This window comes from Ralstonia sp. PBBBR1, from assembly GCF_002256165.1.
Classification (GTDB): domain Bacteria; phylum Pseudomonadota; class Gammaproteobacteria; order Burkholderiales; family Burkholderiaceae; genus Ralstonia; species Ralstonia thomasii.
Window position 1 is genome coordinate 77,802 of the sequence record NZ_NKIL01000006.1, and the last position, 25,790, is coordinate 103,591.

The window sequence follows — 25,790 nt, forward strand, 5'->3', positions numbered from 1 at the left end:
GATCTTTCGAAGTGCCGCGTGGCATGCTGCGCGCGCTCAGTGGTGGGGCAAGCTGAGGCGATAGGTAATAGGTCAATCTCCGCGCTCCGGGGCATGTCGTTCAAGACGAGCAGCGATTGCGAGAAGCTGTTACCATGCGCAACCTTTGCCTGTCGTTCGAATGTTCGAATAGAACGGGCTGGGTGCCCAGCAAAAAAAACCGACAAAACGCTGACCACCCGTCGGGCGTACACCCGAATCACCTTGGGCCATGCGGCCCATCACCTATCTGACCGGCGGTTTATCCGCTCCGTACGCAGCGCGCATGTACTAGGCGTGCCGGCCTACGCAAGTACGGTCACCTCGTTTCCAATCGCTTGCGCCATGCATTTGTATGCATGCACCAAGGCGTTGGCCTTACCCATCGTGGCGTAGCTCATCAGCAGGAACTGGTTTGCCCAGGCAGTCCACGCCTGCATCAGCTCTCGCCCGAACCTAGCACTGTATTGAACAAAGTCGACTCCCCGTACACGGTATCCGTGTACCCAATTGAACAAGAACCCGGCGTCTGGTTTGCCACCTATCTCATCAATGAGTACAGAGATGGCACGGAACGCCTCCTCGCCAACGTCTCGATGCGCCACAACGTACATGGCACCGAAGCACTCGCGAGGAATGCGGCGCGGCTTGCCGGAAGAGCAGCCATCGCACGTCTGACGCACCGTCACAAGAACTGAACCACGCAAGCCGCCTTGGGCGGCTTTTTCGCTTGCGGCAACGGCAGGCGCAACCCCGAAGTCAAAGGGAAGGAAGTCACCATGTTTGCTAGCGAAGAATGGGAAGAACTGCATCTGACGCCCGAGGGCTGGAAAGATGGCAGCTATCGGCACGTACCGGGCGACCCCGTCATGATCGAACCGCCTGCCAATGATGTGTTGACGGTGCGTAGGCATGTGGCTGCAGTCTATGGTGGCCCGTCGCGCGTGACGGAAGACAGAACGCCGCGCACCGATGACATGGGCCAGATCGAGCAGTTGCTGCTGAAGTACGGCGCTCCTGTCTTTGGCGTCTAGTCCAAAGGCGATGCAGCGGAACGCGTCGCAGCCCAATGCCTGGGCGTTAGTCCTAGCGCCCGCGCCATATTCAGTCCACGTTATTTGAGAAAGGAGTTGGCATGACACTCTGCCGCGCTTGCCTTGCCATTGAAGTCCACCGACTTGGTGCGTCAGGCCATGCTTTCTTAAGGATCACCGACACCCAGCGCATCAAGGCATCCAAGACCGCTGCCGTCACGGTGAGCACGTTCGCATGCCGCACGTGCGGCGCCAGCTGGACCTATCGCGAGGGGAAAAACGTGCCTAATCCGGGATGGTCGCTTGATCACTAGGCGTCTTCATTGCCGGCGCCTTTGCGCCAGGCATCGCCTCGCTCTTCTCCTGCGCGCCAAGGCTCGCGATCAATGAGGCGCATTTGTGCCTCGGTCATGGAAGGCCAAGAGTCGATGTCGAACCCCTGACGGCGGCGCGCGAGCCTCAAACAGTCGTATTCCACCGTCCTCAACGACTTGCAAGCCTTCGTGGCCGTGGCACGGGAGCGCAGTTTCACCCGCGCTGCGGCGCAAATGGGGCTGTCTCGCTCAGCGCTGAGCCATGCGATGCATGCCCTGGAAGCGCGGCTGGGTGTGCGGCTACTGACGCGCACTACCCGCAGCGTTTCCACTACGGAGGCCGGTGCACGGCTACTGGAAGCGGTGGCACCCCGGCTTGATGAGATCGGACTGGAGCTCGGGCCCCTCACTGCACTGCGAGACAAGCCTGCGGGCACCCTGCGCATCACGGCCCACGACCACACCATCACCAGCGTGCTCTGGCCTCGGCTGCTGCCCTTGCTGCGAGACTATCCCGACGTCCATGTCGATTTCAGCGTCGACTACGCATTCACAGATATCGCTGCGCGGCGCTTCGACGCCGGCGTGCGCGTAGGAGATCGCGTGGACAAGCACATGGTGGCCGTGCGTCTCGCGCCGGGGCAGGGCATGGCTGTGGCGACGTCACCTGGCTAAATGGCGGACAAACGACTTCCCGCCAGGCCGCACGAACTCACCGAGCGATGGGCTTCGCCTTCGTGCCCCTGGACACCATGCAGCCCCATATCGATGCGGGCCGATTGGTACCGGTGCAGCAGGACTGGTGGCTGTCGTTTCCGGGCAACGACCTGTACTACGCCGCAGACACGTCTCGCCGGCGCTGGCTCTGGTGATCGAAGCCCTGCGATGGCGGGAAAGCGAAACTGACGCTACAGGCTAGCTGATCATGCTCGCCTGTTCGCCAGAATCTTCTGTCTGGCTTCGTCCAGCTCGTCGGCAACGCGATGCGTGATCACGTACGTGAGGCAATTCGGCTAACCGGATGCTGTTCATTGCAACGGGTCAAGGGATCTACGCCGCTCATGCATTGGAGGGTGCAGCCGCGCGCACGATGCAAGCAAGGCAAGGCTGATTGCTCGCCGAGGCCACCGGGCATCTGCCCCGCTTTGGCGTGATCTCCTAACTGCACGCCAGCGCTACAACGACGCCCCACCACACATCACGATCTGCTGACCGGTGATGGCGCCGCCGTATTCGCCTGCCAGGAATGCCGCCATGGCGGCCACTTCTTCGGGCGCGATGAACCGGCCGATGGGCGGCATGCGCGGCGGGGTGTGCGCGCGTGCAGGGTCATGCAGGAACGGTGTATCCGTCGCGCCGGGCGCAATCACGTTGACGGTGATGCCGCGCGGCGCCAGTTCGGCGGCCCACGAACGCGCCATACCCACGAGGGCCGCCTTGGTGGCGGCGTACTGGCTGCGCGTTGGGGCGCCGTTGGCCGTGCGGCTACCGATCAAAAGAATGCGGCCGCCGGCCGGCATGCGCTGCACGAGTCTGTCTGCGAGGAAGGCGGCGGCATCGACGTGCACGCGCCACATCGCCTCACCATCGGCGGCGGAAAGCTCGCCCAATGGGGCTGTGCGCATGAAGCCGGCAGCATGCACAAGTGCGTCAACTGCGCCCAGGCTGTCGCATACCTTGCCCAACCGCGCGAAGTCCGTCACATCCACCTGTGCGATCTCCAACCCTTCGACCGGCTCGGCGGGCGCGGTCCGGCACAGGCCTGTCACGCGCCAGCCGTCGGCCAGCAGGCGCTCTGCAATGGCGCGGCCGATGCCCGAGGAGGCGCCAGTCACGATGGCATGACGGGCGGCAGCGGCTTGCGGTGCGGGGCGGGTTGGCATGCTTAGTCCAGCGGGGCGATTTCCACGTCGACCTCGTCGCGTTCGTGGAATGGCTCCAGTTGATCGGGCGATGCACCGTTGTCGGTGATGAGCGTCCAGGGTCGTTCGATAGGCGTCCAGTGCTGCTGGGTGGCGCGCCCGAGCTTGTCCGCCGTGGCCAGCACGATCACCTGCGCGGCCTGACGGATGACGCATTCCTTCAGATACGCCTGATCGGCCGACGCTTCACACAGGCCGTTGGTGGCGACCACGCCGTCGGCGCTCAGAAATGCCTTGTCGACACTCACGCGGCCGAGCGACAACTGCGCGAGCGGCCCAAGCGTGCTCATGCTCGACGGGCGCACATCACCGCCGATGAGCGTGACCGGGATGCCGCCAGCCGCCAGCGATGTCACGACCATCAAGTTGTTCGTGACAACGTGGATCTGCTTGCCGGACAGGTGACGCGCCAGTGCCGCGGTGGTCGTGCCGCCGTCGAGGAAGATGGTGTCGCCGTCGGCGATGTGTGCTTGCGCGAGGCGGGCAATCGCTTCCTTCTGCTCACGTGCGCTGCTGCGGCGCTCTTCCAGCGGGGCTTCGGGTTCGTGCGAACCGACCGCCGCCGCGCCGCCATACGTGCGCAGGATGCGGCGATCGGAAGCGAGCGCGCGCAGGTCGCGGCGCACGGTGGCTTCCGACATGCCGAAGTGCTCGCACAGTGTGGCGACGTCGTTCATGCCGCCCAGCACGGCTTTCAGCATGGCCTCGCGGCGCTTCGTGACTTTCATGTCTGCAAATATCCAACCGACCTCAGATGGGGAGCCACTGTAGCAAATCGGCCCCAAACCGGGTCAGCCGCGCACCCACGATTCGTCAACCGTCACGTATTTGATGCGCTGGCGGAAATAGGTGAAGGCGATGTGCAGCGCGCCGTCGTTCCCTTGCACGATGGAGGGATACGAATACTCGCGGTTGCGCTGGTCGGCCGAATTGTTGGTCATGCAATAACCGTCGCCAATTTCAATGTTACGGCGGCGCCAGGTGTGGCCACCATCTTCCGAGATGGCCAGCGACAGCGGCGCACGCGGTGCGCCCCAGAAAGCGGTGCCCCGCGTGGATGCCTGCTGGTCGCGCAGCTCGCCATGGTCTTCGGCGTCTTCAATGTCGTCGTACAGCGAGGTGCGTCGACCGGTGCTGTGCGAGGCATCGCTCTCGTTGTAGACCAGCGCGAGATGACCGTTGCGCAGTGCCACAAACTGGATCGACGAATTGTTGTTGGGCAGCGTTGTCGGCTGCGGTGCGCTCCAGGTACGGCCGTCTTGCGAGCGGCTGGCGTAGATGTGATCTGCCCAGCGGCTGCGGTACAGCGCCAGCAGGCTGCCGTCGGCCAGCGTCTGCACGTTCATGTGCACGCAGCCGATGCTGTCGGGCACGTCGTGGCGGCTCCAGGTGCGGCCCTGGTCTTCGGAGATCATGACGGCGCTGATGTCGTCATTGCCGACCCAGCGTTCGCCTGGTTGCGTGCGGCACAGGAAGACCGGGCAGGCCCACGCGCCGTCGGGCAGCACGACGATTGGCTGGCGCACGAAGGTGCCGGCCTGGTCGAACAGCGTATCGATGGGCCCCCAGCTTCGGCCGCCGTCTGTCGAGATACGCCGGCGCACGATGGCTGTGTTCTGGTGTCCCGAAAGCTGCGCGGTGTAGATCAGCCAGAGTTCGCCGGTGGGTGTGGTGAACAGTACCGGGTTCTGCTCCGATCGTGTCGGGTCTTCCGATAGCTTGGTCGCAGGCTGCCATTCGGAGGTGCCTGCCGCCAACCGAGACAGGTAGATCGATACATCGGGAATGCCTTCCTGCGTGCCGCCAAACCACACGCACAGCAAGTCGCCGTTGGGCAGCGCGTGCAGGTTGGCCGCGTGGTTTTGAACGCAAGGTGTGGGCAGGAACGCTTCGCGGCGCTCGGCGTCGGTATAGGCAGCTCGCACGTTCGAATCGAAGGCGGCGTAGGCCGGAAGGGTGGCAGTCATGTTGTGTCTCAGTTCAATGCTCGGTGTCTGGGGATCAATGCGCCGCGTTGTTTGGCTTGATGTTGGCGACGGGTGCGCTGGCCTGTGCAGGCTCAGCCGCGCGAAAGAGCAGCTTCTCGACCACCAGAACGAGGGCGGGCGTGACGAGCGCGATGTACATGTTGTCGACGCCGAACGGGTTGCCGAGCAGATACCAGATGGTGGTTGCAATCGCGGCCAGGATCAGGCCCGAAACGGCTCCACGACTGCTGTTGAAGAACGGCAGATAGACGCCGATGAGCGCAACGATGGACACCGACAGCCGCAGCGCCCGCGTGAAGAACGATAGCGCCAGGATTTGCGGCACGAACAGCACGAACACCAGCGGCAGCACGCCCACCGCCAGCGAGATCCAGCGTGTCATGCGCATTTCCTGCTCGGCCGACGGGCGATAGCGCGGCACATAGAAGTCGGTCACGATGAGCGAAGCAATGGCGAGTGCCACCGTACACACGCTCACGAAGATCGACGCCACCAGCGAAGTCGTTACCACGCCGGCCAGCAGCGGATGCATGTGTTGCAGAAAGACCGGCAGCGCATACAGGCTCTTGATGCCCGGGTACAGATACTTGGCGGCCACGCCGATGAAGCCCAGCGCAATCGAGATCGGCACGCACAGCACCGCCGCCATGAACGAAGCCGAGCGGGCGGCTTCAGGGCTCTTGGTGGAAGAAATGGCTTGAATGATGAACTGGGTGGAGAAGATCGCCCCGGCCGAACCGATGATCCACGCGCCGATGGTGCCGCCGGACAGCGCACCCTTCCACGTGAAGTAGTGCTCCGGCATGGCCTGCGCCATCGGGGCAATGCCGCCAGAGAGCTTCCACGCCACCGCGACGATGATGCCGATGCCGACCACCTTGACCGCGCTGTGCACGATGGTCAGATACGCCACGCTCTTGAGACCGCCCCACACGAAGTAGATCGTGCTGACGGCAGCCGTGATGAGCGCCGCGATCGGAAGGTCGATGTGCATGACGGTGGAGATGGCCGCCGCGCCGCTGACATAGTTGCCCACGTTCACCAGAAACAGCGCGTAGATCATGATGGCCGACACCACCAGCTTGGCCGTGTTGCCGTACTTCTTGGCGATGAAGCCGGAGATGGTGAACTGCCCCGACGCATACAGACGCTTGGCCATGAACAGGCCAAACAGCAGAAAGCCGATGGCGGCGGAGATGACCGACCACGACGCTGCAATGCCCACGCTGAAGGCTTCTTGCGAGGTGCCGATGGTCGACTTGGCGCCGATGTATTCCGACATCAGCAGCACGGCCACCACCACGGCCGGCATCGAGCGACCGGCCACCATGAATTGCTCGGAAGTGCGGCTGCGCAGCCGGATGCTGGCCACGCTGGTCACCACGATATAGACCACGACCATGGCGATGATCATGGTGGTGTCCCAGGTCGAAAACGAGGTCATCTTTTGTCTCCTGATTCTTGAGCGAATGGCTCCGGCCAGCCCGGCGTGTCTCCGTCGGGTCAGGCCTTGCGCGGGGGCGCTACATCAATTCGTGCTGCATGGATGGGATGTCAGGCCGCACGTACGGCTTGCGGGTCATCGTGTCGGGTGGCGAGTTCACAGGCCTGGCGAAACGCTTCGAGCATGCTGCGTTCATCGGCGATGCCCTTGCCGGCAATGTCGAACGCGGTTCCATGGTCGACCGAAGTACGGATTACCGGCAGGCCCACGGTGACGTTCACACCGGCTTCCAGGCCCATCACCTTGACCGGTCCGTGGCCCTGGTCGTGATACATCGCCACCACCACATCGAAGTCGCCACGGCCGGCGCGGAAAAACAGCGTATCGGCGGGCAGCGGGCCCTCTACGCGCCAGCCGCGTGCCTGCAGCACCTGCACGGCGGGGATGATCTTTTGCTCTTCTTCGCCATGGCCGAACAGCCCGTTTTCTCCCGCATGCGGGTTGATGCCGCAGACACCGATGCGCGGGTTCTCGATGCCGGCGCGTACCAGCGTGGCGTGCGCGCGTTCGATGGTGCGCTGGACCAGGCCCGGCTCGATGCGGCGGATGGCGTCTAGCAGCCCGATATGGGTCGTCACGTGGATCACGCGCAGGTTGGGCGCCACGAGCATCATCGAAACCTCATCGATGCCGGTCAGGTGCGCCAGCATTTCGGTGTGGCCCGGGAAGATGTGGCCGCCGGCGTGCAGCGCTTCCTTGTTCAGCGGCGCGGTACAGATGGCATCCAGTTCGCCAGCGGACGTCAGCTCGACGGTGCGGGCGATGTACTGATACGCGGCATCGCCCGCGATGGGAGAGAGCTTGCCGTAGGGCAGGTCGGCAGGGATGAGGCCGAGGTCGATGCAGTCCACTACGCCGTAGCGGAAGCCGGCATCGGCAGGGCGCTCGATCGAGCGAACTTCCAGTGCCACGCCGGTACGTTGGGCGGCATCGCGCAGTCGTGCCGTGTCGCCAATCACCAGAGGTCGGCATTGCTCGTACACCGAGCGGTGTGTAAGCGCCTTCATGATGATCTCGGGGCCGACACCGGCGGCATCGCCCATGGTGATGCCGATGACAGGACGATAGGTCATTGCGTGAGTTCCTTTGGGTGGGGTGCTGGCTGCGGTTTCGATCAACCGTCGCCAAGCGGCATGCAGGGAGCCGGGTGTGCCGAAGCCCCCCGCCTTGGTGACGACCGGCAGCACGCGGTCGACGCCAGTAAGTTGGGCATGCAGCAGCGGCATGCCGGATTCGATTTCGTCGCACAGGCGCAGCGCGTCGATGCCGGCGGTCGACAGCACGGCGCGCGCGGTCTCGCCGCCGGTGGCGATCAGCCCGCCGGCATGCGGCAAGGCCGGCGCCAGCAACGTGGCGAGGCGGCGGCAGAAGTGCAGGCCGTCGGCGCTGTTGCCGCGCGTGGTTTGGCTGAGCGTGACCAGCACGTCGCGGCCTTCGCACAGCGCATCGATGACGGTCTGGGTGATGTCCGCCTGCGGTGTGTCGAGCGCTTCCACGGGCAGCTCCAGCGACAGCAGGCGCGCACCGGCAGCGGCCTTCAATTCCGACGCCTGCGCATGGGACACGCTGGACATGCTGCCCACCACCGTCAGCACCGGCCCGGCGATTGCGGTTGCCGCATCGCCTTCGACAGCGGCGTTGGCGCTGCCGAGCCCCGCCGCGCGAATCAGCGCGGGCGCCAGACCGGCGGAGCCGACCCAGAACACATGCGCCAGCCGCACGGAGGTCTCGGCGATGTGCGCGAGGTCGTCGTCGGTCTGGGCGTCGCACACCACGGCTTGCACACCGTCCGCCTGTAATGCCGCCAGGCGACCGGCCAGCGCGGCGGCACCGGCGCGGACGTCGTCAAGCGTCAGCACGGCGGTCTGAAGGCCCTGGCGCTCCAGCATGACGCGCAGATCGGCGCGGCCGCCGATGCTTTCGTTGCGCCACACCTCGGTGTCTTCCACGGCCACGCCGTGCAGCCACTGGCGGCCGTCGCGGGTGGTGCGTCCGGCTGCCGGAAACGCCGGCGCCACGATGGCCAGACCCGCCAGCGGTGCAAGTGCGGCCACCTCAGCAGCGACGTTGCCGCGCAGGGTCGAATCGATCTTCTTGTAGAGCCGCGTGGCCGGCCGGGCCAGTGCATGCCATGCCGCCACCTGCGTGGCCGCCGCATCGACGGCATTGGCGCGCCGCGTGTCGGTGTCCAGTGCGAGGACGTCGGCGGTGGTCGGGTACCCGATAGGGTGTCCAACATCGGCGCGCAGCATGACCGCGCTGCGCAATCCGGCCCGCACGCCGGCCACCGCGCAATCGGCGGCGCCCGACAGGTCGTCGGCCAGGATCAGCAGCTTCGGAGCGGTGTGGGCGGACGTGTTCACGGCAGCAGGCGCTGGTAGATAGCCTTGATGTCTGCGTGGCTCAGCGGCTTGGGGTTGTTGCCCAGCAGACGCTTGACCTTCGACGCGGCCTCGGCCAGCACGTCCAGGTGCGTTTCCGACACGCCGAACTGGCGCAAGTCCTGCGGAATCTGCACAACGTCGGTCCACTCGGTCAGCCGTTCGAGGAGCGCATCGGCGGCGGTCTCGTCGTCACTGTCATGGCTGCTGATGTCCAGTGCACGTGCCACGTTGGCCAGCCGCCCGACGATGGCATCCTTGTTGAACGACATTACGTGCGGCAACAGCATCGCGTTGGCCACACCGTGCGTAATGCCGAACATGCCACCGAGCGGATACGCCAGCGCATGCACGGCGGCCGTGCCGGCGGCGGTCAGCGCCAGGCCGCCGTACATCGAACCCAGCATCATCGCCTCGCGCGCCTTGACCGAGCGGCCGTTCTGATATGCCTCGACAAGGTTCGCGCCGATGAGCCGCATCGACTCCATCGCAAACATGTCGCTCACCGGGTTGGCCTTGGTCGAGATATACGACTCCAGCGAATGCACGAATGCGTCGATGCCCGTGGCTGCCGTGATCGGTTTGGGCAGGTCGAAGGTCAGTTCCGCATCGAGAATCACCAGTTGTGGCAGCAGATGTCGGCTGACGATGCCCACCTTCAGTTCTTCATCGGGCAGCGTGACGATGGCGTTGGGCGTGACTTCAGAACCCGTGCCCGCCGTGGTTGGGACCAACACCAGCGGAATGCCGGGGCGCTTGATCAGATCAATGCCGAGCCATTCGCGCAGCGGCTGTTCGTTGGTCAGGCGCACTGCAAACAGCTTGGCCGCATCCAGCACGCTGCCGCCACCGATTGACAGGATGGCATCCGGCGCAAACGGCGCGATCTGCTCGCGGAAGACGGTCTCGACGTTCTCAATCGTCGGTTCGGGTTCGACGCCGCGTACGATGCGCGCCTCGATGTCGCGCGCGGCCAGCGCTTGCACCACGCGGCCGATCACGCCGTTCTGCTCCATCACCGGTTGGGTGATGAGTGCGATGCGTTTGACGGGCACATCAAGCAGCGCGAGCTTTTCGGGCAGCAATGCCAGACTGCCTGCGCCGTGGACGATGTGCTTGACGGTCTGGAAATGGTAGGTGGAGGACATGGCGATCGGTGATGTTGGGGCGGGCGGCAGTGCTTAGGCGACGTTCAGCGCGGCACGGTAGATGGCGAGCGCTTCAGCCAGGCGTTCGCGGCTTTTCTCATCGAGCGGCTTGGCCGGCGAGCGTGCCGGCCCTGCGGGCATGCCGAGCATCTCGGCGGCGGTCTTCAGCACTACGGGCATGGTGCCGAGCGCAAACGCGTCACGCAGTGCACGCAGCGATTCCTGTGCAGCACGCGCGGCCGGAATGTTGCCCGCCTGGAATTGATTCCAGATCGACATGACCACGTGCGGCACCGCATTGGTGGTGGCTGCCACCGCGCCGTCGCCACCGGCAATCAGTGTCCAGAGGATCATCGAATCGGTGCCGGTGAACACGGCAAAGTCGTCACGGCGCAGGTTGATGAGCTGCAGCAGGCGGTCGAAATCGCCACCACTGTCCTTGATGGCGCGGATGTTCGGGATGTCCGCCAGCCGGCGCACGGTGTCGACGGTCAGCGTCACGCCGGCCTTGGCCGGAATCGTGTACAGCAGGATCGGCAGCGACGTCGCGCGCGCGATCTGCTCGTAATGCGCAAACAGCTCCGGCTGCGTGGCGCCGTTGAAGTAGGGCGTGATGACGGATACGGCGTCCACACCCACGTCTTGCATCTTGTGGTTGAGCGCGATCACATCACGCGTGGCATAGGCGCCGGTGCCCGCCACCACGGGCACGCGGCCGCGCGCCTGCTCGACGGTAATACGGGCGATGCGCAGCTTCTCTTCTTCGCTCAGCGCAATGAATTCGCCGTTGGTGCCGAGCACGAAGAGCCCGTGGACGCCCGCGTCGATCAGCCGATCGATCAGCACGCGCAGGCCGTTTTCGTCCACGTCTTCCGTCGGGGTCATCGGGGTGATCAGGGCAGGGACGATCCCTTTGAACGACGCGGTCATGTGGCAATCCTTTCGTGGTGGGCTGCGGCCCGTGGGTCAGCTTGAACCGGAGGGATGCACGGCTGAACGCCTCAAACATCGATCGGTCCAGTCATTGTAATCAATAAAATGATTGAATCGATCAATGTTTACCCTGATCTCACTCCGCTGCACGAAAGCTGAGCAGGCGCCGTATCGCGCACTAACGCTACTCTTCTTGGGTGCGGGTGAGGCGGCATGCTCTTATGACACGACTGATTTTTGATCGAATCAGTCACGCGTGGGTCGCCCCGGTCATCCCATTCGGCAGTTGATTTACGCGGGCGCGTATGGACGTGGGGTCGACTACCGCCAGTCCTGGAATGGAAGCAGCCTATGAACGGGTTTGCTATCCCTTTGGAAATATGGCTGCGTGCATGCCGAAGTAGTACCGAGGCGCGCTCGTGGCACTTGCCTCGACCACGACTTTCTTGTCGGGGCTGATGGGAGTGGTCAGCAACCACGGACAGGCGATCAGCCCCACTCGCCGGCGCGGCGAACGGGTAACGACCTTTTCGGCGGGAGGCATGAGGTCTCTCCACGCAAAGGGATTCCCGACTACGCACTAGCAGGGCTCCGCAACGATGGCTTTGTAACGGGCATGGGTGGTGTGGGCGCGCTTTTCGCCTTGGCACTGGCAAACACGCTAGTTGTTCGTCCACCAGCGACCAACTGCTCAAGCTGGGTGCGCTGCAGGCGAGGAGCTTGGGCGCTTCTCGCTTGCGGGATGCAGCACGGGAATGCGCTTAGACCTTGCGGCAATGCGGTGCCCGCGTGAGATCGAGAAAGCCCTGTGTGAGATGCCACTGCGCGAGTGCTGCCAAGCGCTGGCGTAGCGTGTTGATGGAGAGGGTCTGAGCGTGGTGGGCCAACTGTGCGCTGTCCGCGCTTGCTAGCAGGAACCCACCCCATTCGACCTCGAAATGACGGACTGCGGGCTGATAGCTGTGGCGCGTGAGTTCTCCCTTGAGGAAGGAGTTGGGCCGCTATGACAACTTAAATCTGATGTAGCATACCCCCCTATAGTATATTTTGGTTGAGGTGATGGATGAGCCACACTATCCGCGAGAAGCAGAAGCTACTTAACCGCGTTCGCCGGATTCGCGGCCAGCTCGATGCCATCGAGCGCGCCCTGGAGGAGGAGCAGGGATGCGCCCCCGTACTGCAGCAGATCACAAGCTGCCGAGGCGCCATGAATGGCCTGCTGGCCGTGGTGCTGGAAGACCACATCCGCACCCACCTGACCGAGGTGGATGACGAACACGAGCACGCCGACGGCAGCGCCAAAGAGCAGCTGATCGAGGTCGTGCATAGCTATTTCAGGTGAGCCGGCCATGAGCAATTTCTACGACACGCCGTTCCACGCCAGCCACGACCACGTGTTCCTGGGCGAGGGACATGAAAAGAACGAGCGCAAAACCTGGGCCGTGATCGTGCTATGCACCCTCATGATGGCCGCCGAGATCATCGGCGGAAGCGTGTTTGGCTCGCTGGCACTGGTGGCCGATGGGCTGCATATGTCGACGCACGCAGGCGCCATGCTGATCGCTGCGCTGGCTTACACCTATGCGCGACGTTATGCGAACGACCCGCGTTTCGTGTTCGGCACAGGCAAGCTTGGTGATCTAGCCGGCTTCACCAGCGCCATCATCCTGGCGATGGTTGCACTGTTGATCGGCTACGAAGCGGTGGCGCGTTTCCTCTCACCGGTGCCGATTCACTTTAGCGAGGCGATCCCGATTGCGGTCGTCGGTCTGCTGGTGAATATCGCAAGCGCCTGGCTGCTGAGCGGTGGCGACCACGGTGGTCACAGCCATGGCCACAGTCATCACCATGGTCACGCCCACGGACATGACCACGGCGCAGCCGGACTTGGCGACACGCATCCGCATGGCAGGGAAGTGCAGCACATCGACGCGCCCGGGGGCGTGTTCGCACTGTCGATCTTCGAAGACGGCGTACCGCCAGTGTTCCGGTTAGCTGGAGAAACCGCTCCGCTGCCCGGCGATGTGGCGACGGTAACCACCATTCGGCCGGACGGGAGCCGCCAGGAATTCCCGCTGGTCCGCAAGGCAAACTATCTGGAATCCACCACCGAGATTCCGGAACCACATGCCTTCACTGCCGTACTCGGCATCGGCGGCCAGGAATACAGCGTGGCCTTCGACGAGCATGACCACGATCACGCCGACGGTCACGGGGCACACCATCGCGACCACAACATGCGCGCGGCCTATGTGCACGTTCTGGCGGATGCCGCCGTCTCTGTGCTGGCCATTATCGGTCTGCTGCTGGCCAGAACATTTGGCTGGCTCTGGATGGACCCCCTTGCAGGCGTCGTCGGTGCGGTGGTCATCGCCAACTGGGCGTACGGATTGATGCGCGACACCGGCGGCATTCTGGTCGACGTGACGCCGGACAAGCATATCGGCAGGCGCATCAAGACGGCGCTGGAGTCCGATGGCGACACGCTGCTCGACCTGCACGTATGGCGCATCGGCCCTGGCCACCTGGGCGCGGTGGTCTCGGTGAGCACAGGCCAGGCGCATCGCGGGCCGCAGTTTTATCACCAACGGTTGCGGCGACTCCAGGCACTGTCGCATATCACCGTGGAAGTTCACGCGTCGCCGGGCAAATAGCCTATTGGTCGACTCGGACATTTGCTCCGCATCACCAGCATGGGGCACGGCACCCTGCCATGCGTGCCGCATCTGCCTGACCACAACAGAACACATTCGCGGTCTGACCGCAGATTCTTTCGACCATGTACGGCCCATCCGCATTTGTTTGCATTTGCGCGGCAGCGCTCGCCCTTGCCGCGTGCGGCGTTTCCGGCCCATCGCGTGCGCACGGCATTGCGGGCAACCGCTTTTTTCCAGGGACACTTAATTTCGATGACCCAGCCGTTGCTGACGAACTCTCGATCACCGCGGGTGCGGTAAAACGCCCTGATGACAGCGGAAACGTCACCGATCGCGCTGCAACGATCTCGTTCGCGAGGCTCCTGACGCCCGAGGTCTCGATCGGTTTTGACACAGGCTTCATTCGGCGCGACTGGGGCAGCATGCGTCAGCCCGGCGCAACCGGTTCCGACGTGGTGCTCAAGTCCAGGCTCTACGAGGACGATCTGAACGAGACGCTTGTTGCCGGCTCGCTCATCTATGGACTGCCCCATACCGGGGCCAAACGGCTCGGCGCCAACACTTCAGCGACCATCGCGCCCAGCCTTTATATAGGCCAGGGGTTCGGCGCCTTGCCTGACGCATGGTCTTGGTTGCGGCCATTCGCCATCACAGCGGGCGTCAGCGTGGCTGTGCCGACCGGCAAAACGTCGGGCAACTTGAGCTATGACCCGACGACGCGGCAGTTCAACAGTGTGAGCACAGCCAACGTCACCGCGGTGCACTGGGGATTCGCATTGGAGTACAGCACGCTCTATTTGACGGATCGATTTGTGCCAGGCGTGCTGCCCAAGGAAGAACCCCTGCACCAGTGGATTCCCTTGGTTGAGTTCGCGTTCGACTCGCCACGCGGGCAACGCACGCGCGGCACCGTCAACCCAGGAATCGCCTATGTCAAGGATACGTGGCAGGTCGCCGCGGAACTGGTCCTTCCTGCAACCCACGGATCGACGCGAGGTGTCGGCGCAACTATTCAGGTGTTGTTCTTCCTTGATGATTTCCTGCCGTTGCTGTTCGGCAAGCCGATCCTGGCTCGCTAGCGGGTTGTCTTGCTGTGCGCAGCTACGGTGGCAGTCACACCGATTGAAAGGGTCGACCTGTGGCCATGTCCATGTCGCCCACGCAGGCGTGCAATCCTTGACCGGGCCACTGAAATAGATCCCCGCGGTATCGCTTAAGAATCCGTTAAGAAGAATTCGAGAGCATTAAGGCATTCCTCAGTGCGAGAGGCCGCGATGCCAATCTCAAAGTTTCCTCCTGTTGCCTGCCTGCATTCGGTCTTGGCGTTAGCGCTAGCCGCTGCCGCTCCCCTGGCACATGCGCAAGCGCCCGCGCAACTGCTTGATCAATATCGAGCGCAGGCCGGAGCCCCCTCCGACCCGTCCCGCGGCCAGGAATTTTTTACATCCAAGCATGGCCGTGAATGGAGCTGTGCGTCTTGCCATGGGAACCCGCCCACGCAGACCGGCCGGCATGCCGCAACTGGCAAGTCGATCGCGCCGCTGGCTCCGGCATTCAATCCTGAGCGCTTTACCGATGCCGCCAAGACGGAGAAATGGTTTCGGCGCAACTGCAACGACGTGGTCGGGCGCGAGTGCACGGTGGCCGAAAAAGCAGACGTGCTGAGTTGGCTGATGACCCTCGGGAAGTAGGGCCATCCAGCAACCCGTTCAATTCCTGACCTGATGCGGAGTATCCAAATGTCTGGCCGTTTCGTTGTTACAGGCCGAGCTGCACGCGCTTGCCTGGCAATCGCGGGCCTCGGGCTGTCGTTTCTTGCCGCCGCCGAAGAGGGGCCTGGCATGCGCGCTGCACCGCTGCTGCCCAAGTATCGGCAGGAATGCGCGTCTTGCCATATCGCCTATCCGCCCGGAGCGCTACCCGCCAGTTCCTGGCAGCGCATTCTGGGCAACCTGCAGCACCACTACGGGACGGATGCTTCATTGGACCCCGCCACCGTCAAGCAACTCGATCAGTGGCTCACGGCCAACGCGGCGGATCGCTCAAGGTCAATACCCCCGCCGCCCGAGGACCGGATCACCCGATCGGCGTGGTTCGCCCGCACCCACGACGAAGTGCCGGCTGCAGTGTGGCGCCGGCCTGCCATCAAGAGCGCCTCGAACTGCGCTGCCTGCCATACCAAGGCGGATCAAGGCGACTTCAATGAACACAATGTCCGCATCCCGCGCTGAAGCCATGAAAACCGATTCCATCACCCGCCGCATCCTGGTTTGGGATGCGCCGACCCGCCTCTTTCACTGGCTGCTGGCGCTGAGCTTCCTGGGTGCCTACTTGACCGCGGAAAGTGAGCAGTGGCGCCTTGTCCACATCACACTCGGATACACGATGGCGGCGCTGGTCGGCTTTCGACTGGTGTGGGGCATAGTGGGCACGCGATACGCTAGGTTTTCCAGCTTCGTACGGTCGCCCACTGCCGCACTCCGCTATTTGACCAGCATCATGCGCGGGCGGCCGGAGCACCATATTGGCCACAACCCCGCTGGTGCGCTTGCTATCATCGCCTTGCTGCTGATGGCGTGCGGCCTGGCAGGAACGGGCTGGGCCACCTACAACGATGTCGGCGGTGACTGGCTCGGCGAACTGCACGAGGGCTTCGCCAACGCAATGCTTGCACTGGTGGGCATTCATGTTCTCGCCGTCTTTGCCAGCAGTTGGCTGCACCGTGAGAATCTGGTTGGCGCGATGATCAGCGGACGCAAGACCGGCCTGCCGAACGAGGGCATCCGCCGTGCGTGGTCGAGTGTCGCGGGCCTGATGTTGGTGGCTGTGCTGGGCTTCTGGTGGATGCAGTGGCAGTCCGCGCCGCCGGCCGGGGTCACTGACCGTCCCGCGGCCTCCGCGAAGCATCACGACGCCGACCGCGACGACTATTGATCCAAACCGGTACCGAGCGGAGATCTCATCCGTGCGCATCCTGCTTGTCGAAGACGACCCCCTGCTCGGAGACGGCATTCGTGCGGGCCTGCAGCAGCAGGGCTTCCAGGTCGATTGGGTGCGCGACGGCGAGGCAGCGTGGCGGGAGTTGCGCACGGACGCCTACGTCGCCGCAATACTCGACCTTGGGCTGCCCCGCATGGACGGCGTGGACGTGCTGCGAAAGGTGCGTGGCGCAGGCATTGCGGTCCCCATCCTGGTGTTGACCGCGCGCGACGCGATACCAGATCGCGTGCGTGGTCTCGATCTCGGCGCCGATGATTACATCGTCAAGCCCATTGATCTGCACGAACTCAGCGCGAGACTGCGCGCGCTGGTGCGCCGCGCGCATGGTCATCCCACGGAGCAGTTGAGGGCGCGCGGCATTGTTCTGGAGCCGGCGTCACGCACGGTCTTCTGCAACGGTCGAGCCGTCGCACTGTCGACGCGGGAATTTGACCTGCTGCATGCCTTGATGCTGAACGCGGGGCGCGTGCTGTCACGTGAGCAGCTCGAGCAGTGCCTATACCCCTGGGGGCAGGAAGTCGGAAGCAACTCCGTGGAGGTGCATATCCATCATCTGCGCGTCAAACTTGGCAGCGACCTCATCGTGACCGTGCGCGGCGTCGGCTATATGCTGCCGCGTGACAATGCCGAAGCGCCATGACGCGACCGCGCTCGCTCCAAGGTCGGCTGCTGTTGTTGGTGCTTGGCGCCGTCGCCGGCCTATGGCTCATCACCGCATTGATCACGTGGTACGACGCCCAGGACGAGATCGATCAACTGCTGGACAGTCATCTAGCGCAAGCTGGTGCGCTACTGGTCATGCAGCACGCACAGGCCGTCGACGAGGACGATGAGCCGAGTCACGACCTGCCTGTCCAGCATCGTTACGCGCCCAAAGTCGCCTTTCAGGTCTTTCACGAAGGGAAGCTGGGCATCCACTCGGCCAACGCGCCGAACCAGCCGATGGTTGCGCCAGGCGAGCGCACCGTGTCCGGATTCTCTACGGTGCAAATCGGAGGCAATGCTTGGCGTGTCTTTGTAGCGCAGGGGGTCTACAAGGACATCCAGGTCTACGTTGGCGAGCGCATCGACTCGCGCACCGCAATCCTGTCCGCCCTCTTGCGCAACATGCTGTGGCCGATGGCGTTGGCGTTGCCGTTACTCGCCTTGGCCGTCTGGTGGGCGGTCAAGCGCGGGATGCTGCCGCTGCGCAGATTGGGTAACGCGCTTGCCGAGCGTGACCCGCGAGCACTCGATCCGGTCCGGATGCCCCATGCGCCGGTTGAGATGACGCCCATGCTCGACGCGCTCAACGCGCTCTTTGCCCGCATTCAGACCATGCTCGACGCCGAGCGCCGCTTCACTGCCGACGCCGCCCACGAATTGCGCACGCCGATTGCCGCAATCAAGGCCCAGGCCCAGGTGGCAATGGCCGCCGAGGAGGACGCCATGCGTCGCCACGCCTTGGTGGGAACGTTGGAAGGATGCGATCGCGCTGCCCATCTGGTCGACCAATTGCTGTTGCTTTCGCGTCTGGAAGCGAACGCCGGCATTTCGATTGAACCGATCGACCTTGGTGCGCTGGCTAGACAAGTGATGGCAGACATTGCGCCAATAGCCTTCGGCAAGAAACAGCGCATCGCACTAGAGAATCCGGAGCGCTGCATGGTCGCGGGCAACAGGGCGTTACTGGCCTCACTTGTTCGCAACCTGATCGACAACGCCATACGCTACAGCCCCGCCGAGGCACAAATCGTCGTGACGGTCGCGCACCGTAACGGAAGTGCCGCGCTTTGTGTGGAAGACAGCGGCCCCGGGCTCCCCGCCGCCGAACAGCACCGACTTGGCGAGCGCTTTTTCCGTGTCGAGGGAACGGACCAGAGTGGTAGCGGCCTTGGATGGTCGATCGTGCGCCGGATCGCGGCGGTTCACGGTGCAAGCGTAACGGTTGACCGCTCGCCGGGTCTCGGGGGATTGCGCGTCGACGTTATCTGGTCGAACCTCACATCCAGTGGGTCCGGAACCTACCAATAGGTCATGCGCGACTTCATCCCTTCATTGAAGTCATGAAGAATACGAGCCAGCGGTGCGACTCGGGGAGCGTCCCGATGTGGAAAACGGCTCCGGTCTCTCTCATGCGCAATCGCTTGGCAGCGGGGCTGCGCCATTGACCGCGCGCCGCTGCTCAACCTGGAACCCCATCCCCACGTTCACTGCTCGGACAATCCATGCAACAGATAAAAGAAATCGATCTTGAGATCGCCGCCGATTCCGAAGACAGCATGGCCAAGCAGGCCGCTGCGCGGCGCAGCACCCTTGTGAGCGTCGCCGTCAATCTTGGATTGACGATAGCGCAGGTAGCGGCTGGCATGCTGGCCGGCTCGCAGGCGCTGATCGCCGACGCCATCCACTCCTTGTCCGACCTGATCTCGGACTTCGTGGTGCTATTTGCTAGCCACCATAGCCAGAAAGGGCCGGATCAGACACACCACTATGGCCACCAGCGCTTCGAAAATGCCGCTTCGCTCGTGCTCGGTCTGCTCCTGCTGGCAGTGGGCGTGGGCATGCTCTGGAACGCGGTACTCAAGCTGGAGCACGCCGAGGCTATCCAGCCGGTGCGGCTCATTGGCCTATGGGTCGCGCTGGGCGCTCTGGCCGCCAAAGAATTGTTGTTCCGCTACATGCTGGCGGTGGCAGAAAGGGTGCGTTCGAGCATGCTGGTCGCCAACGCCTGGCATGCCCGTTCGGATGCCGCATCGTCGCTGGTGGTGGCGCTTGGCATCGTAGGCAACGTGCTCGGGTACCGTCTGCTCGATCCAGTGGCGGCGCTTGTCGTGGGCCTGATGGTGACACGCATGGGCTGGCAGTTCGGCTGGGAAGCCCTGCACGATCTGATGGATCGTGCCGTTGATGAGGAGACCGTGGAGGCGATCCACCAGGTCATGCTCGCGACGACGGGCGTACTCGGCGTACACGACGTCAAGACACGCCGTATGGGCGACATGATTCTGGTGGATGCACACCTCGAAGTTGATGCGCGCGTCAGTGTGCGCGAGGGCCACGACATCGCACTGGAGGCTCGCCGCCGCGTGATGGAGCGACGCGACGTGCTCAATTTGATGACGCACGTGGATCCGGTCGATGTGCCCCTCTAGTCGCAGCCTTGCTCCACGTCTTCCTAAAGTGGAGCGAGTATCCGGATGCCTTCTTGTGCCTGCACGCCTCTGCATACTCGGGACACTGGCAAGCTGAGTGGATTGTTCTAGGTCGAGAACTCGAGTTGGGCCGCGTTCAATGTGGCAAGCAGCCGTTGAAGGTGCGATATCAAGAGGGGTACGACCACGAGTACTACATCGTATCCCCCTGATCGACGGCCATCTATAGGTCCATGCCAAGGCGTTCTTGAGGCTGGAGATCCTTGCGGGGCGCTGATTCCCCTTGGCCACCAGAAGCTCGCTCGCATGCTGTGCCTCGGCAATTGCTTCTTGTAGTGACGAAGCCTATCGGAATGTCTTGCAGGGAGAAGAGCGGAGTTTAGTGCGGCAAGGCCCCGCAGTCTGCCGCGTGAGACGCAATCAATGGTGCTCTCTCTGGCGCGCGTCTTGTGTGCTAACTAACTGAAATATAAGGATTTTCCTATTTTCGGCATGCCGTGCTGCGTCAGAGGGTTCCACATGGAGTGACCAAAGTTCCAGATTCAGTGAATCTCGACATCGACAACAACTTCCGCTACGCCCGTTCTTGAAATCGTAATACCCCGTCCCTATAATTAGCACTCGCCGGGCAGGAGTGCTAACAAACCTCCGGTCCCCGATGCTTTCCCGATGCGCCGCGCTCTGCGGCGCGTTTTGTGAATAAACACTCACTTTGCATTGAGGAGTTGTGTATGAACCTGCGTCCTTTGCACGACCGCGTGATCGTGAAGCGCCTGGACAACGAAACGAAGACCGCTTCGGGCATCGTCATCCCTGACGCCGCCGCTGAAAAGCCGGATCAAGGCGAAGTGCTGGCCGTCGGCCCGGGCAAGAAAGACGACAAGGGCAATGCGATCGCGCTGGACGTAAAGGTCGGCGACCGCGTGCTGTTCGGCAAGTACGCCGGCCAGGGCGTCAAGGTGGATGGTCAGGAAGTCCTGGTCATGCGCGAAGAAGACATCATGGCCGTGGTGGCGAAGTAAGCGGGCGCTCAGTCGCATTGGCTTACCAGTAAACCATTCCTCATTGCCTGCCCCGCGGATTCCCCCGGCGCAGGCAACATCCAAAGATTTCGGAGATTCTCAAGATGGCAGCTAAAGACGTAGTGTTCGGCGACGCCGCACGTGCCAAGATGGTCGAAGGCGTGAACATTCTCGCCAACGCAGTGAAGGTGACCCTGGGCCCGAAGGGCCGTAACGTGGTGCTGGAGCGCAGCTTCGGTGGCCCGACCGTGACCAAGGACGGTGTGTCGGTCGCCAAGGAAATCGAGCTGAAGGACAAGCTGCAGAACATGGGCGCGCAAATGGTCAAGGAAGTGGCTTCCAAGACCAGCGACAACGCCGGTGACGGCACCACCACCGCAACGGTGCTGGCCCAGTCGATCGTGCGCGAAGGCATGAAGTACGTTGCCGCCGGCATGAACCCGATGGACCTGAAGCGCGGCATCGACAAGGCTGTCGGCGCTGCCGTCGAAGAACTGAAGAAGATCAGCAAGCCGACGACCACCAGCAAGGAAATCGCTCAGGTTGGCGCCATCTCGGCCAACAGCGACGAATCCATCGGCCAGCGCATCGCTGAAGCCATGGACAAGGTCGGCAAGGAAGGCGTGATCACGGTGGAAGACGGCAAGTCGCTGGCCGACGAGCTGGACGTCGTGGAAGGCATGCAGTTCGACCGCGGATACCTGTCGCCGTACTTCATCAACAACCCGGAAAAGCAAGTTGTCCAGCTGGACAACCCGTTCGTGCTGCTGTTCGACAAGAAGGTCAGCAACATCCGCGACCTGCTGCCGATCCTGGAACAAGTGGCCAAGGCTGGCCGTCCGCTGCTGATCATCGCTGAAGACGTCGAAGGCGAAGCCCTGGCAACGCTGGTGGTGAACAACATCCGTGGCATCCTGAAGACCGCCGCCGTGAAGGCTCCGGGCTTCGGCGACCGCCGCAAGGCCATGCTGGAAGACATCGCCATCCTGACGGGCGGCCAAGTCATCGCTGAAGAAGTCGGCCTGACGCTGGAAAAGGCAACCCTGAACGACCTGGGCCAAGCCAAGCGCGTTGAAATCGGCAAGGAAAACACCACGATCATCGATGGCGCAGGCGATGCCCGCAACATCGAAGCCCGCGTGAAGCAAGTGCGTGCCCAGATCGAAGAAGCGACCTCGGACTACGACCGTGAAAAGCTGCAAGAGCGCGTGGCCAAGCTGGCCGGCGGTGTTGCCGTGATCAAGGTTGGCGCTGCCACCGAAGTCGAAATGAAGGAAAAGAAGGCCCGCGTGGAAGATGCGCTGCACGCAACGCGCGCTGCCGTGGAAGAAGGCATTGTGGCTGGTGGCGGTGTTGCACTGCTGCGTGCCCGTGCGCTGATCTCCGGCCTGAAGGGTGCGAACGCTGACCAGGACGCCGGTATCAAGATCGTGCTGCGCGCCATGGAAGAGCCGCTGCGCCAGATCGTCACCAACGCTGGCGACGAGGCTTCGGTGGTGGTGGCCAACGTCATCGCCGGCCAGGGCAACTACGGCTACAACGCCTCGACCGGCGAGTACGGTGACCTGGTGGAAATGGGCGTGTTGGACCCGACCAAGGTGACCCGCACCGCGCTGCAGAACGCTGCTTCGGTCGCTTCGCTGATGCTGACGACGGACTGCGCCGTGGCAGAACTGCCGAAGGACGATGCTGCTCCGGCAATGCCGGGCGGCATGGGTGGCATGGGCGGCATGGACGGCATGATGTAATTTGCCGTACCGGTCCTGGCCCGGCCATCCTTCGGGATGGCTGTTCCAAACAAAAAACCCCGTGGGTGCGAGCCTGCGGGGTTTTTTGTTGGTCGCTTTGTTAAGACGGTGTTAACGCTGCAAGGCAGTGGGCTTCGCTACAATCGGCCCACCCGCGAGCCTCAGCGTCGTCACGTATCGATGAGCGTCCTGAAGCGGGGCACGATAACAACTCAGGGAAGGGAAAACAGATGAACGACATCGCACGCGAGTCCGTCCTGGGCAGCGCCCCCGCTCCAGCTGCGCCGCAACCCTTGCGGCTGCGCTTTATTGGCAGCGGCTCGGAATACTTCCGCATCTGGATCGTCAACCTGCTGCTGACCATCGTCACGCTGGGCATCTACTCGGCCTGGGCGAAGGTCCGCACGCTTCAGTATTTCTATCGCAACACCCAACTGGCGGGGTCCAGCTTCGATTATCACGGCAGCCCGATTGCCATTCTCAAGGGCCGCGCGATCATTTTCGTGCTGGCGTTTGCATTCAACCTCCTTGGTCATTCGTCGCCGCTGTTGGGGCTGGCACTGCTTATCGTGATGGCCGCCGCGTTTCCGTGGCTGCTCGTGCGCTCGCTACGTTTCCGCATGGCCAATTCCAGCTACCGCGGCTTGCGCTTCGCCTTTACGGGCAAGGATGCCGAGGGCTACATGGTGTTTCTGGTGTGGCCGATCCTCAGCGTGCTCTCGCTGTACCTGCTCGCACCGCTGGCGCACCAGCGCTTCAAGCGTTTCCAGCACAAGAACACGCGCTTCGGTACCGCGCAGTTCGATTTTTCCGGCACGCCGGGCAACTTTTATGGCGTGTATCTGCGCACCTTCGGGCTGGCGATACTGGCGCTCGTGGTGGCCTCTTGTCTCGCGTTGCTACTGGGTGTGTCGTTGCACCGTGCGCCGGGAGTGGGCCAGATCTTCGGCTTCATCCTCATCGGCCTGTTCATGTATGCCGCGATGCTGTTCCTGACGCCTTATTTCCTGTCGCGCCTGCAGAACGTGGTGTGGAACCACACCACGCTGGGCGCGCATCGCTTCCAGAGCCAGGTGGGTGCGGGCAAGCTGTTCTGGATTTTCGTGTCCAATGCGGTGCTGATCCTGATCACCATCGGCTTGTTCACGCCGTTCGCACGCGTGCGCACGGCACGCTACAAGCTCGACTCGGTGACGATGATCGCGGCCGGTTCGCTAGATACCTTCGTTGCCGGCGAAACCACCAACGTAGGCGCGCTGGGCGACGCCACAGTGGACTGGTACGACATCGATATCGCGCTGTAAACGCGCTGCAAGGCAGGGGCACCCGCTGTGATTCTCGCGACCTACTTCGACGGCCGTACCTCGCGCGCGCAACCCGTGCGTCTTGCTGTCGAGGCGGGCGAGGCGGTGCTGTTCGAGCCCGAGGGCACGGTGCTGCGCCGCGCGCCGCTCGCTACGCTGCGGGTGTCGGAGCGCGTCAAGCATGCACCGCGCTTGATCACCTTCGAAGACGGCGCGTTTTGCGAGATCACCGACCCGGCGGAGCAGACGTCGCTGAATGCGCTGCTGCATCGCACCGGCTATCGCGAAGGCTGGGTCGTGCGGGCGCAGAACAGCTGGAAGCTGGCGCTGGGCTCGCTGCTGGCCATGGTGGTGGTGCTGGCGCTGGGGTATCGCTACGGCTTGCCCTGGGGCGCCAAGGTGATGGCCGGCATGGTGCCGCAGCGTGCGGAAGCGCAACTCGGGCGCAGCACGCTCAAAGCAATGGACGAGCGCTGGTTGCGGCCCAGCAAGCTGCCAGCCGCGCTGCAGGACCGCATCCGCGCACGCTTTGCAGCACTGCACAAGCCGCCGCAGGCCACGCACACGTATCACATCGTGTTTCGGGACGCCGACATCGGCGCCAATGCCTTTGCGCTGCCCGGCGGCGATATCGTCGTGACCGACGCGCTGGTCAAGCTGGTGGGTGAGGGCGATGGTCTGACGGGTGTGCTGGCGCACGAGGCGGGTCACGTTGAATATCGCCATGGGCTGCGGCAGGTGATTCAGTCATCGGCCATTGGGGCAACGGCGGCGCTGCTGTTTGGCGATGTCTCGACGATTCTGTCGGGCGTGCCGGCGGCGCTGCTGACACTGCGCTATTCACGCGACTACGAGCGCGATGCCGACCGCTATGCCGCGTTGCTGCTGCAGGAGAACGGCTTATCCGTTGCCGCATTTGCCGACGTGCTGCAGGCGCTGGAAGACACGCATGGCGGCACGCGCAAGGCAGATGCCGCCAAGAAGACCGATGCCGCCAGCGATGACGATGCAGCGGCGTTCTTCTCGTCTCATCCGCTGACGCGCGAACGCATCGACACGCTGCGCCGTTTTGACCGCACGCACGGCGGCAGTGACAACAACGACGCGGACTGACGCGGCACGCACGCCGCTCGACACGCTCGTCCGATTCCCGGCGCCTTCGTCATCCCTTTGATTGATTTCCCCTTTGCCTCACGCCACCAAGAATGGTGGCAGAGGGACGGGGGACATCATGCGACAGGCTGAAACGGGCGTCATGAACGCATTGGCAGGTCTGCTGCCGCCAACGCTTGCGCAGCGGCTGCCAGATCGCATGATGGTGGTCCGCGTGTTCCGCTTCGGGGTCTCCGGTGTTGCGGCCACCGGCATGCACGTTGCCATCGCCACCACGCTCATCAACGGCTTTTCTGCCTCTCAGGTGACGGCCAACGGCGTAGCGTTCGTCTGCGCCAACGTCTGCTCGTACCTGCTCAACGCGCTGTGGAGTTTCTCGGCCAAGCCGGGGCGCGCCAATTTCCTGCGCTTCTACGCCGTCTCACTGCTCTGTCTGGCGCTGACGCTTGCGATCTCGTGGCTGGCCCAGACGTTGGGCCTGAGCTACTGGGTCGGGCTTGCGGTCATCCTGTCTGTGGTGCCGCCGCTCACCTTCTTAATGCATCGGTTCTGGACGTTCCGCTAGCGGAG

24 protein-coding genes and 1 pseudogene are annotated in these 25,790 nt (G+C 63.3%); 18 read left to right on the plus strand and 7 right to left on the minus strand.

All coding sequences use genetic code 11. The annotated features are described in order from the left end of the window. The first annotated feature begins 485 nt into the window (after positions 1-485). From CFE42_RS11505 to CFE42_RS11520, 4 genes and pseudogenes are all read left to right on the plus strand, one after another. Positions 486-716 carry a hypothetical protein gene (locus tag CFE42_RS11505; RefSeq protein WP_012434987.1) on the plus strand — a complete coding sequence of 77 codons (231 nt, stop codon included), beginning with the start codon at positions 486-488 and terminating at the stop codon, positions 714-716. 81 nt (positions 717-797) lie between these two features. Then, positions 798-1,052 (plus strand): hypothetical protein, encoded by a 255-nt coding sequence (locus tag CFE42_RS11510; protein ID WP_004629771.1) that lies wholly within the window; start codon positions 798-800, stop codon positions 1,050-1,052. Positions 1,053-1,153: 101 nt separating this feature from the next. Continuing rightward, positions 1,154-1,366 carry a hypothetical protein gene (locus tag CFE42_RS11515; RefSeq protein ID WP_004629768.1) on the plus strand — a complete coding sequence of 71 codons (213 nt, stop codon included), beginning with the start codon at positions 1,154-1,156 and terminating at the stop codon, positions 1,364-1,366. A 177-nt stretch (positions 1,367-1,543) separates the two neighbouring features. Then, a pseudogene (locus tag CFE42_RS11520) lies at positions 1,544-2,285 on the plus strand (LysR family transcriptional regulator). 256 nt (positions 2,286-2,541) lie between these two features. Here CFE42_RS11520 and CFE42_RS11525 read toward each other — a convergent pair. From CFE42_RS11525 to dapA, 7 genes are all read right to left on the minus strand, one after another. Beyond that, positions 2,542-3,249, minus strand: a complete 708-nt coding sequence (locus CFE42_RS11525) for an SDR family oxidoreductase (RefSeq protein ID WP_004629762.1) — start codon at positions 3,247-3,249, stop codon at positions 2,542-2,544. A gap of 2 nt (positions 3,250-3,251) precedes the next feature. Then, complete coding sequence (locus CFE42_RS11530; protein ID WP_004629760.1) at positions 3,252-4,016, minus strand: DeoR/GlpR family DNA-binding transcription regulator; 765 nt, start codon at positions 4,014-4,016, stop codon at positions 3,252-3,254. A 63-nt stretch (positions 4,017-4,079) separates the two neighbouring features. Continuing rightward, positions 4,080-5,255, minus strand: a complete 1,176-nt coding sequence (locus tag CFE42_RS11535) for a sialidase family protein (RefSeq protein ID WP_004629758.1) — start codon at positions 5,253-5,255, stop codon at positions 4,080-4,082. Positions 5,256-5,289: 34 nt separating this feature from the next. After that, a complete protein-coding gene (locus CFE42_RS11540) occupies positions 5,290-6,720 on the minus strand; it encodes a sodium:solute symporter family protein (RefSeq protein ID WP_004629756.1) in 1,431 nt (476 codons plus the stop codon). 110 nt (positions 6,721-6,830) lie between these two features. Beyond that, positions 6,831-9,143, minus strand: a complete 2,313-nt coding sequence (gene pdxA, locus CFE42_RS11545; protein WP_004629754.1) for a 4-hydroxythreonine-4-phosphate dehydrogenase PdxA — start codon at positions 9,141-9,143, stop codon at positions 6,831-6,833. Beyond that, entirely contained in the window at positions 9,140-10,309 is a 1,170-nt protein-coding gene (locus CFE42_RS11550) for an iron-containing alcohol dehydrogenase (protein ID WP_004629752.1), read from the minus strand. The genes pdxA and CFE42_RS11550 overlap by 4 nt, the downstream gene beginning before the upstream one ends. Before the next feature lie 33 nt (positions 10,310-10,342). Continuing rightward, the gene (dapA, locus tag CFE42_RS11555) at positions 10,343-11,239 is read right to left on the minus strand and encodes a 4-hydroxy-tetrahydrodipicolinate synthase (protein WP_004629750.1); all 897 of its coding nucleotides are present in this window, start codon (positions 11,237-11,239) and stop codon (positions 10,343-10,345) included. Positions 11,240-12,305: 1,066 nt separating this feature from the next. Between dapA and CFE42_RS11560 the strand changes: the two genes are divergently transcribed. The 14 genes from CFE42_RS11560 to CFE42_RS11625 all read left to right on the plus strand — a co-directional run bounded on the left by CFE42_RS11560 (position 12,306) and on the right by CFE42_RS11625 (position 25,785). Next, positions 12,306-12,584 carry a metal/formaldehyde-sensitive transcriptional repressor gene (locus CFE42_RS11560; RefSeq protein WP_004629747.1) on the plus strand — a complete coding sequence of 93 codons (279 nt, stop codon included), beginning with the start codon at positions 12,306-12,308 and terminating at the stop codon, positions 12,582-12,584. Positions 12,585-12,591: 7 nt separating this feature from the next. Next, complete coding sequence (dmeF, locus tag CFE42_RS11565; protein ID WP_004629745.1) at positions 12,592-13,896, plus strand: CDF family Co(II)/Ni(II) efflux transporter DmeF; 1,305 nt, start codon at positions 12,592-12,594, stop codon at positions 13,894-13,896. Between the two features lie 125 nt (positions 13,897-14,021). Next, complete coding sequence (locus tag CFE42_RS11570; RefSeq protein ID WP_004629743.1) at positions 14,022-14,978, plus strand: hypothetical protein; 957 nt, start codon at positions 14,022-14,024, stop codon at positions 14,976-14,978. A gap of 195 nt (positions 14,979-15,173) precedes the next feature. Next, a complete protein-coding gene (locus tag CFE42_RS11575) occupies positions 15,174-15,590 on the plus strand; it encodes a DUF1924 domain-containing protein (protein WP_004629741.1) in 417 nt (138 codons plus the stop codon). 48 nt (positions 15,591-15,638) lie between these two features. Next, on the plus strand, positions 15,639-16,130 hold the full coding sequence (locus CFE42_RS11580; protein ID WP_004629738.1) for a diheme cytochrome c: 492 nt from the start codon (positions 15,639-15,641) through the stop codon (positions 16,128-16,130). Continuing rightward, a complete protein-coding gene (locus CFE42_RS11585; protein ID WP_004629737.1) occupies positions 16,102-16,833 on the plus strand; it encodes a cytochrome b/b6 domain-containing protein in 732 nt (243 codons plus the stop codon). The genes CFE42_RS11580 and CFE42_RS11585 overlap by 29 nt, the downstream gene beginning before the upstream one ends. A 31-nt stretch (positions 16,834-16,864) precedes the next feature. Beyond that, positions 16,865-17,539: a response regulator transcription factor gene (locus CFE42_RS11590; protein ID WP_004629735.1), complete on the plus strand. Its 675-nt coding sequence runs from the start codon at positions 16,865-16,867 to the stop codon at positions 17,537-17,539. Next, positions 17,536-18,912, plus strand: coding sequence for an ATP-binding protein (locus CFE42_RS11595; RefSeq protein WP_004629733.1), 1,377 nt, complete (start codon positions 17,536-17,538; stop codon positions 18,910-18,912). Before CFE42_RS11590 ends, CFE42_RS11595 begins: the two co-directional genes overlap by 4 nt. A 194-nt stretch (positions 18,913-19,106) precedes the next feature. Then, complete coding sequence (locus CFE42_RS11600) at positions 19,107-20,033, plus strand: cation diffusion facilitator family transporter (protein ID WP_004629731.1); 927 nt, start codon at positions 19,107-19,109, stop codon at positions 20,031-20,033. Positions 20,034-20,764: 731 nt separating this feature from the next. Further along, entirely contained in the window at positions 20,765-21,055 is a 291-nt protein-coding gene (gene groES, locus CFE42_RS11605; protein ID WP_004629730.1) for a co-chaperone GroES, read from the plus strand. A 104-nt stretch (positions 21,056-21,159) separates the two neighbouring features. After that, positions 21,160-22,803, plus strand: a complete 1,644-nt coding sequence (groL, locus tag CFE42_RS11610) for a chaperonin GroEL (protein WP_004629728.1) — start codon at positions 21,160-21,162, stop codon at positions 22,801-22,803. 230 nt (positions 22,804-23,033) lie between these two features. Further along, complete coding sequence (locus CFE42_RS11615) at positions 23,034-24,107, plus strand: YjgN family protein (protein ID WP_004629726.1); 1,074 nt, start codon at positions 23,034-23,036, stop codon at positions 24,105-24,107. Positions 24,108-24,134: 27 nt separating this feature from the next. Continuing rightward, complete coding sequence (locus CFE42_RS11620; RefSeq protein ID WP_004629725.1) at positions 24,135-25,220, plus strand: M48 family metallopeptidase; 1,086 nt, start codon at positions 24,135-24,137, stop codon at positions 25,218-25,220. Between the two features lie 118 nt (positions 25,221-25,338). Continuing rightward, on the plus strand, positions 25,339-25,785 hold the full coding sequence (locus CFE42_RS11625) for a GtrA family protein (RefSeq protein ID WP_004629722.1): 447 nt from the start codon (positions 25,339-25,341) through the stop codon (positions 25,783-25,785). Positions 25,786-25,790: the final 5 nt, after the last annotated feature.

What these genes read in the sequence shown, in the direction of transcription:
- CFE42_RS11510 (WP_004629771.1), top strand. Translation starts at nt 798, where the DNA reads ATGTTTGCTAGCGAAGAATGGGAAGAACTGCATCTGACGCCCGAGGGC.
- CFE42_RS11515 (WP_004629768.1), top strand. Translation starts at nt 1,154, where the DNA reads ATGACACTCTGCCGCGCTTGCCTTGCCATTGAAGTCCACCGACTTGGT.
- CFE42_RS11525 (WP_004629762.1), bottom strand. Translation starts at nt 3,249, where the DNA reads ATGCCAACCCGCCCCGCACCGCAAGCCGCTGCCGCCCGTCATGCCATC.
- CFE42_RS11530 (WP_004629760.1), bottom strand. Translation starts at nt 4,016, where the DNA reads ATGAAAGTCACGAAGCGCCGCGAGGCCATGCTGAAAGCCGTGCTGGGC.
- CFE42_RS11535 (WP_004629758.1), bottom strand. Translation starts at nt 5,255, where the DNA reads ATGACTGCCACCCTTCCGGCCTACGCCGCCTTCGATTCGAACGTGCGA.
- CFE42_RS11540 (WP_004629756.1), bottom strand. Translation starts at nt 6,720, where the DNA reads ATGACCTCGTTTTCGACCTGGGACACCACCATGATCATCGCCATGGTC.
- CFE42_RS11550 (WP_004629752.1), bottom strand. Translation starts at nt 10,309, where the DNA reads ATGTCCTCCACCTACCATTTCCAGACCGTCAAGCACATCGTCCACGGC.
- dapA (WP_004629750.1), bottom strand. Translation starts at nt 11,239, where the DNA reads ATGACCGCGTCGTTCAAAGGGATCGTCCCTGCCCTGATCACCCCGATG.
- CFE42_RS11560 (WP_004629747.1), top strand. Translation starts at nt 12,306, where the DNA reads ATGAGCCACACTATCCGCGAGAAGCAGAAGCTACTTAACCGCGTTCGC.
- dmeF (WP_004629745.1), top strand. Translation starts at nt 12,592, where the DNA reads ATGAGCAATTTCTACGACACGCCGTTCCACGCCAGCCACGACCACGTG.
- CFE42_RS11570 (WP_004629743.1), top strand. Translation starts at nt 14,022, where the DNA reads ATGTACGGCCCATCCGCATTTGTTTGCATTTGCGCGGCAGCGCTCGCC.
- CFE42_RS11575 (WP_004629741.1), top strand. Translation starts at nt 15,174, where the DNA reads ATGCCAATCTCAAAGTTTCCTCCTGTTGCCTGCCTGCATTCGGTCTTG.
- CFE42_RS11580 (WP_004629738.1), top strand. Translation starts at nt 15,639, where the DNA reads ATGTCTGGCCGTTTCGTTGTTACAGGCCGAGCTGCACGCGCTTGCCTG.
- CFE42_RS11585 (WP_004629737.1), top strand. Translation starts at nt 16,102, where the DNA reads ATGAACACAATGTCCGCATCCCGCGCTGAAGCCATGAAAACCGATTCC.
- CFE42_RS11595 (WP_004629733.1), top strand. Translation starts at nt 17,536, where the DNA reads ATGACGCGACCGCGCTCGCTCCAAGGTCGGCTGCTGTTGTTGGTGCTT.
- CFE42_RS11600 (WP_004629731.1), top strand. Translation starts at nt 19,107, where the DNA reads ATGCAACAGATAAAAGAAATCGATCTTGAGATCGCCGCCGATTCCGAA.
- groES (WP_004629730.1), top strand. Translation starts at nt 20,765, where the DNA reads ATGAACCTGCGTCCTTTGCACGACCGCGTGATCGTGAAGCGCCTGGAC.
- groL (WP_004629728.1), top strand. Translation starts at nt 21,160, where the DNA reads ATGGCAGCTAAAGACGTAGTGTTCGGCGACGCCGCACGTGCCAAGATG.
- CFE42_RS11615 (WP_004629726.1), top strand. Translation starts at nt 23,034, where the DNA reads ATGAACGACATCGCACGCGAGTCCGTCCTGGGCAGCGCCCCCGCTCCA.
- CFE42_RS11625 (WP_004629722.1), top strand. Translation starts at nt 25,339, where the DNA reads ATGCGACAGGCTGAAACGGGCGTCATGAACGCATTGGCAGGTCTGCTG.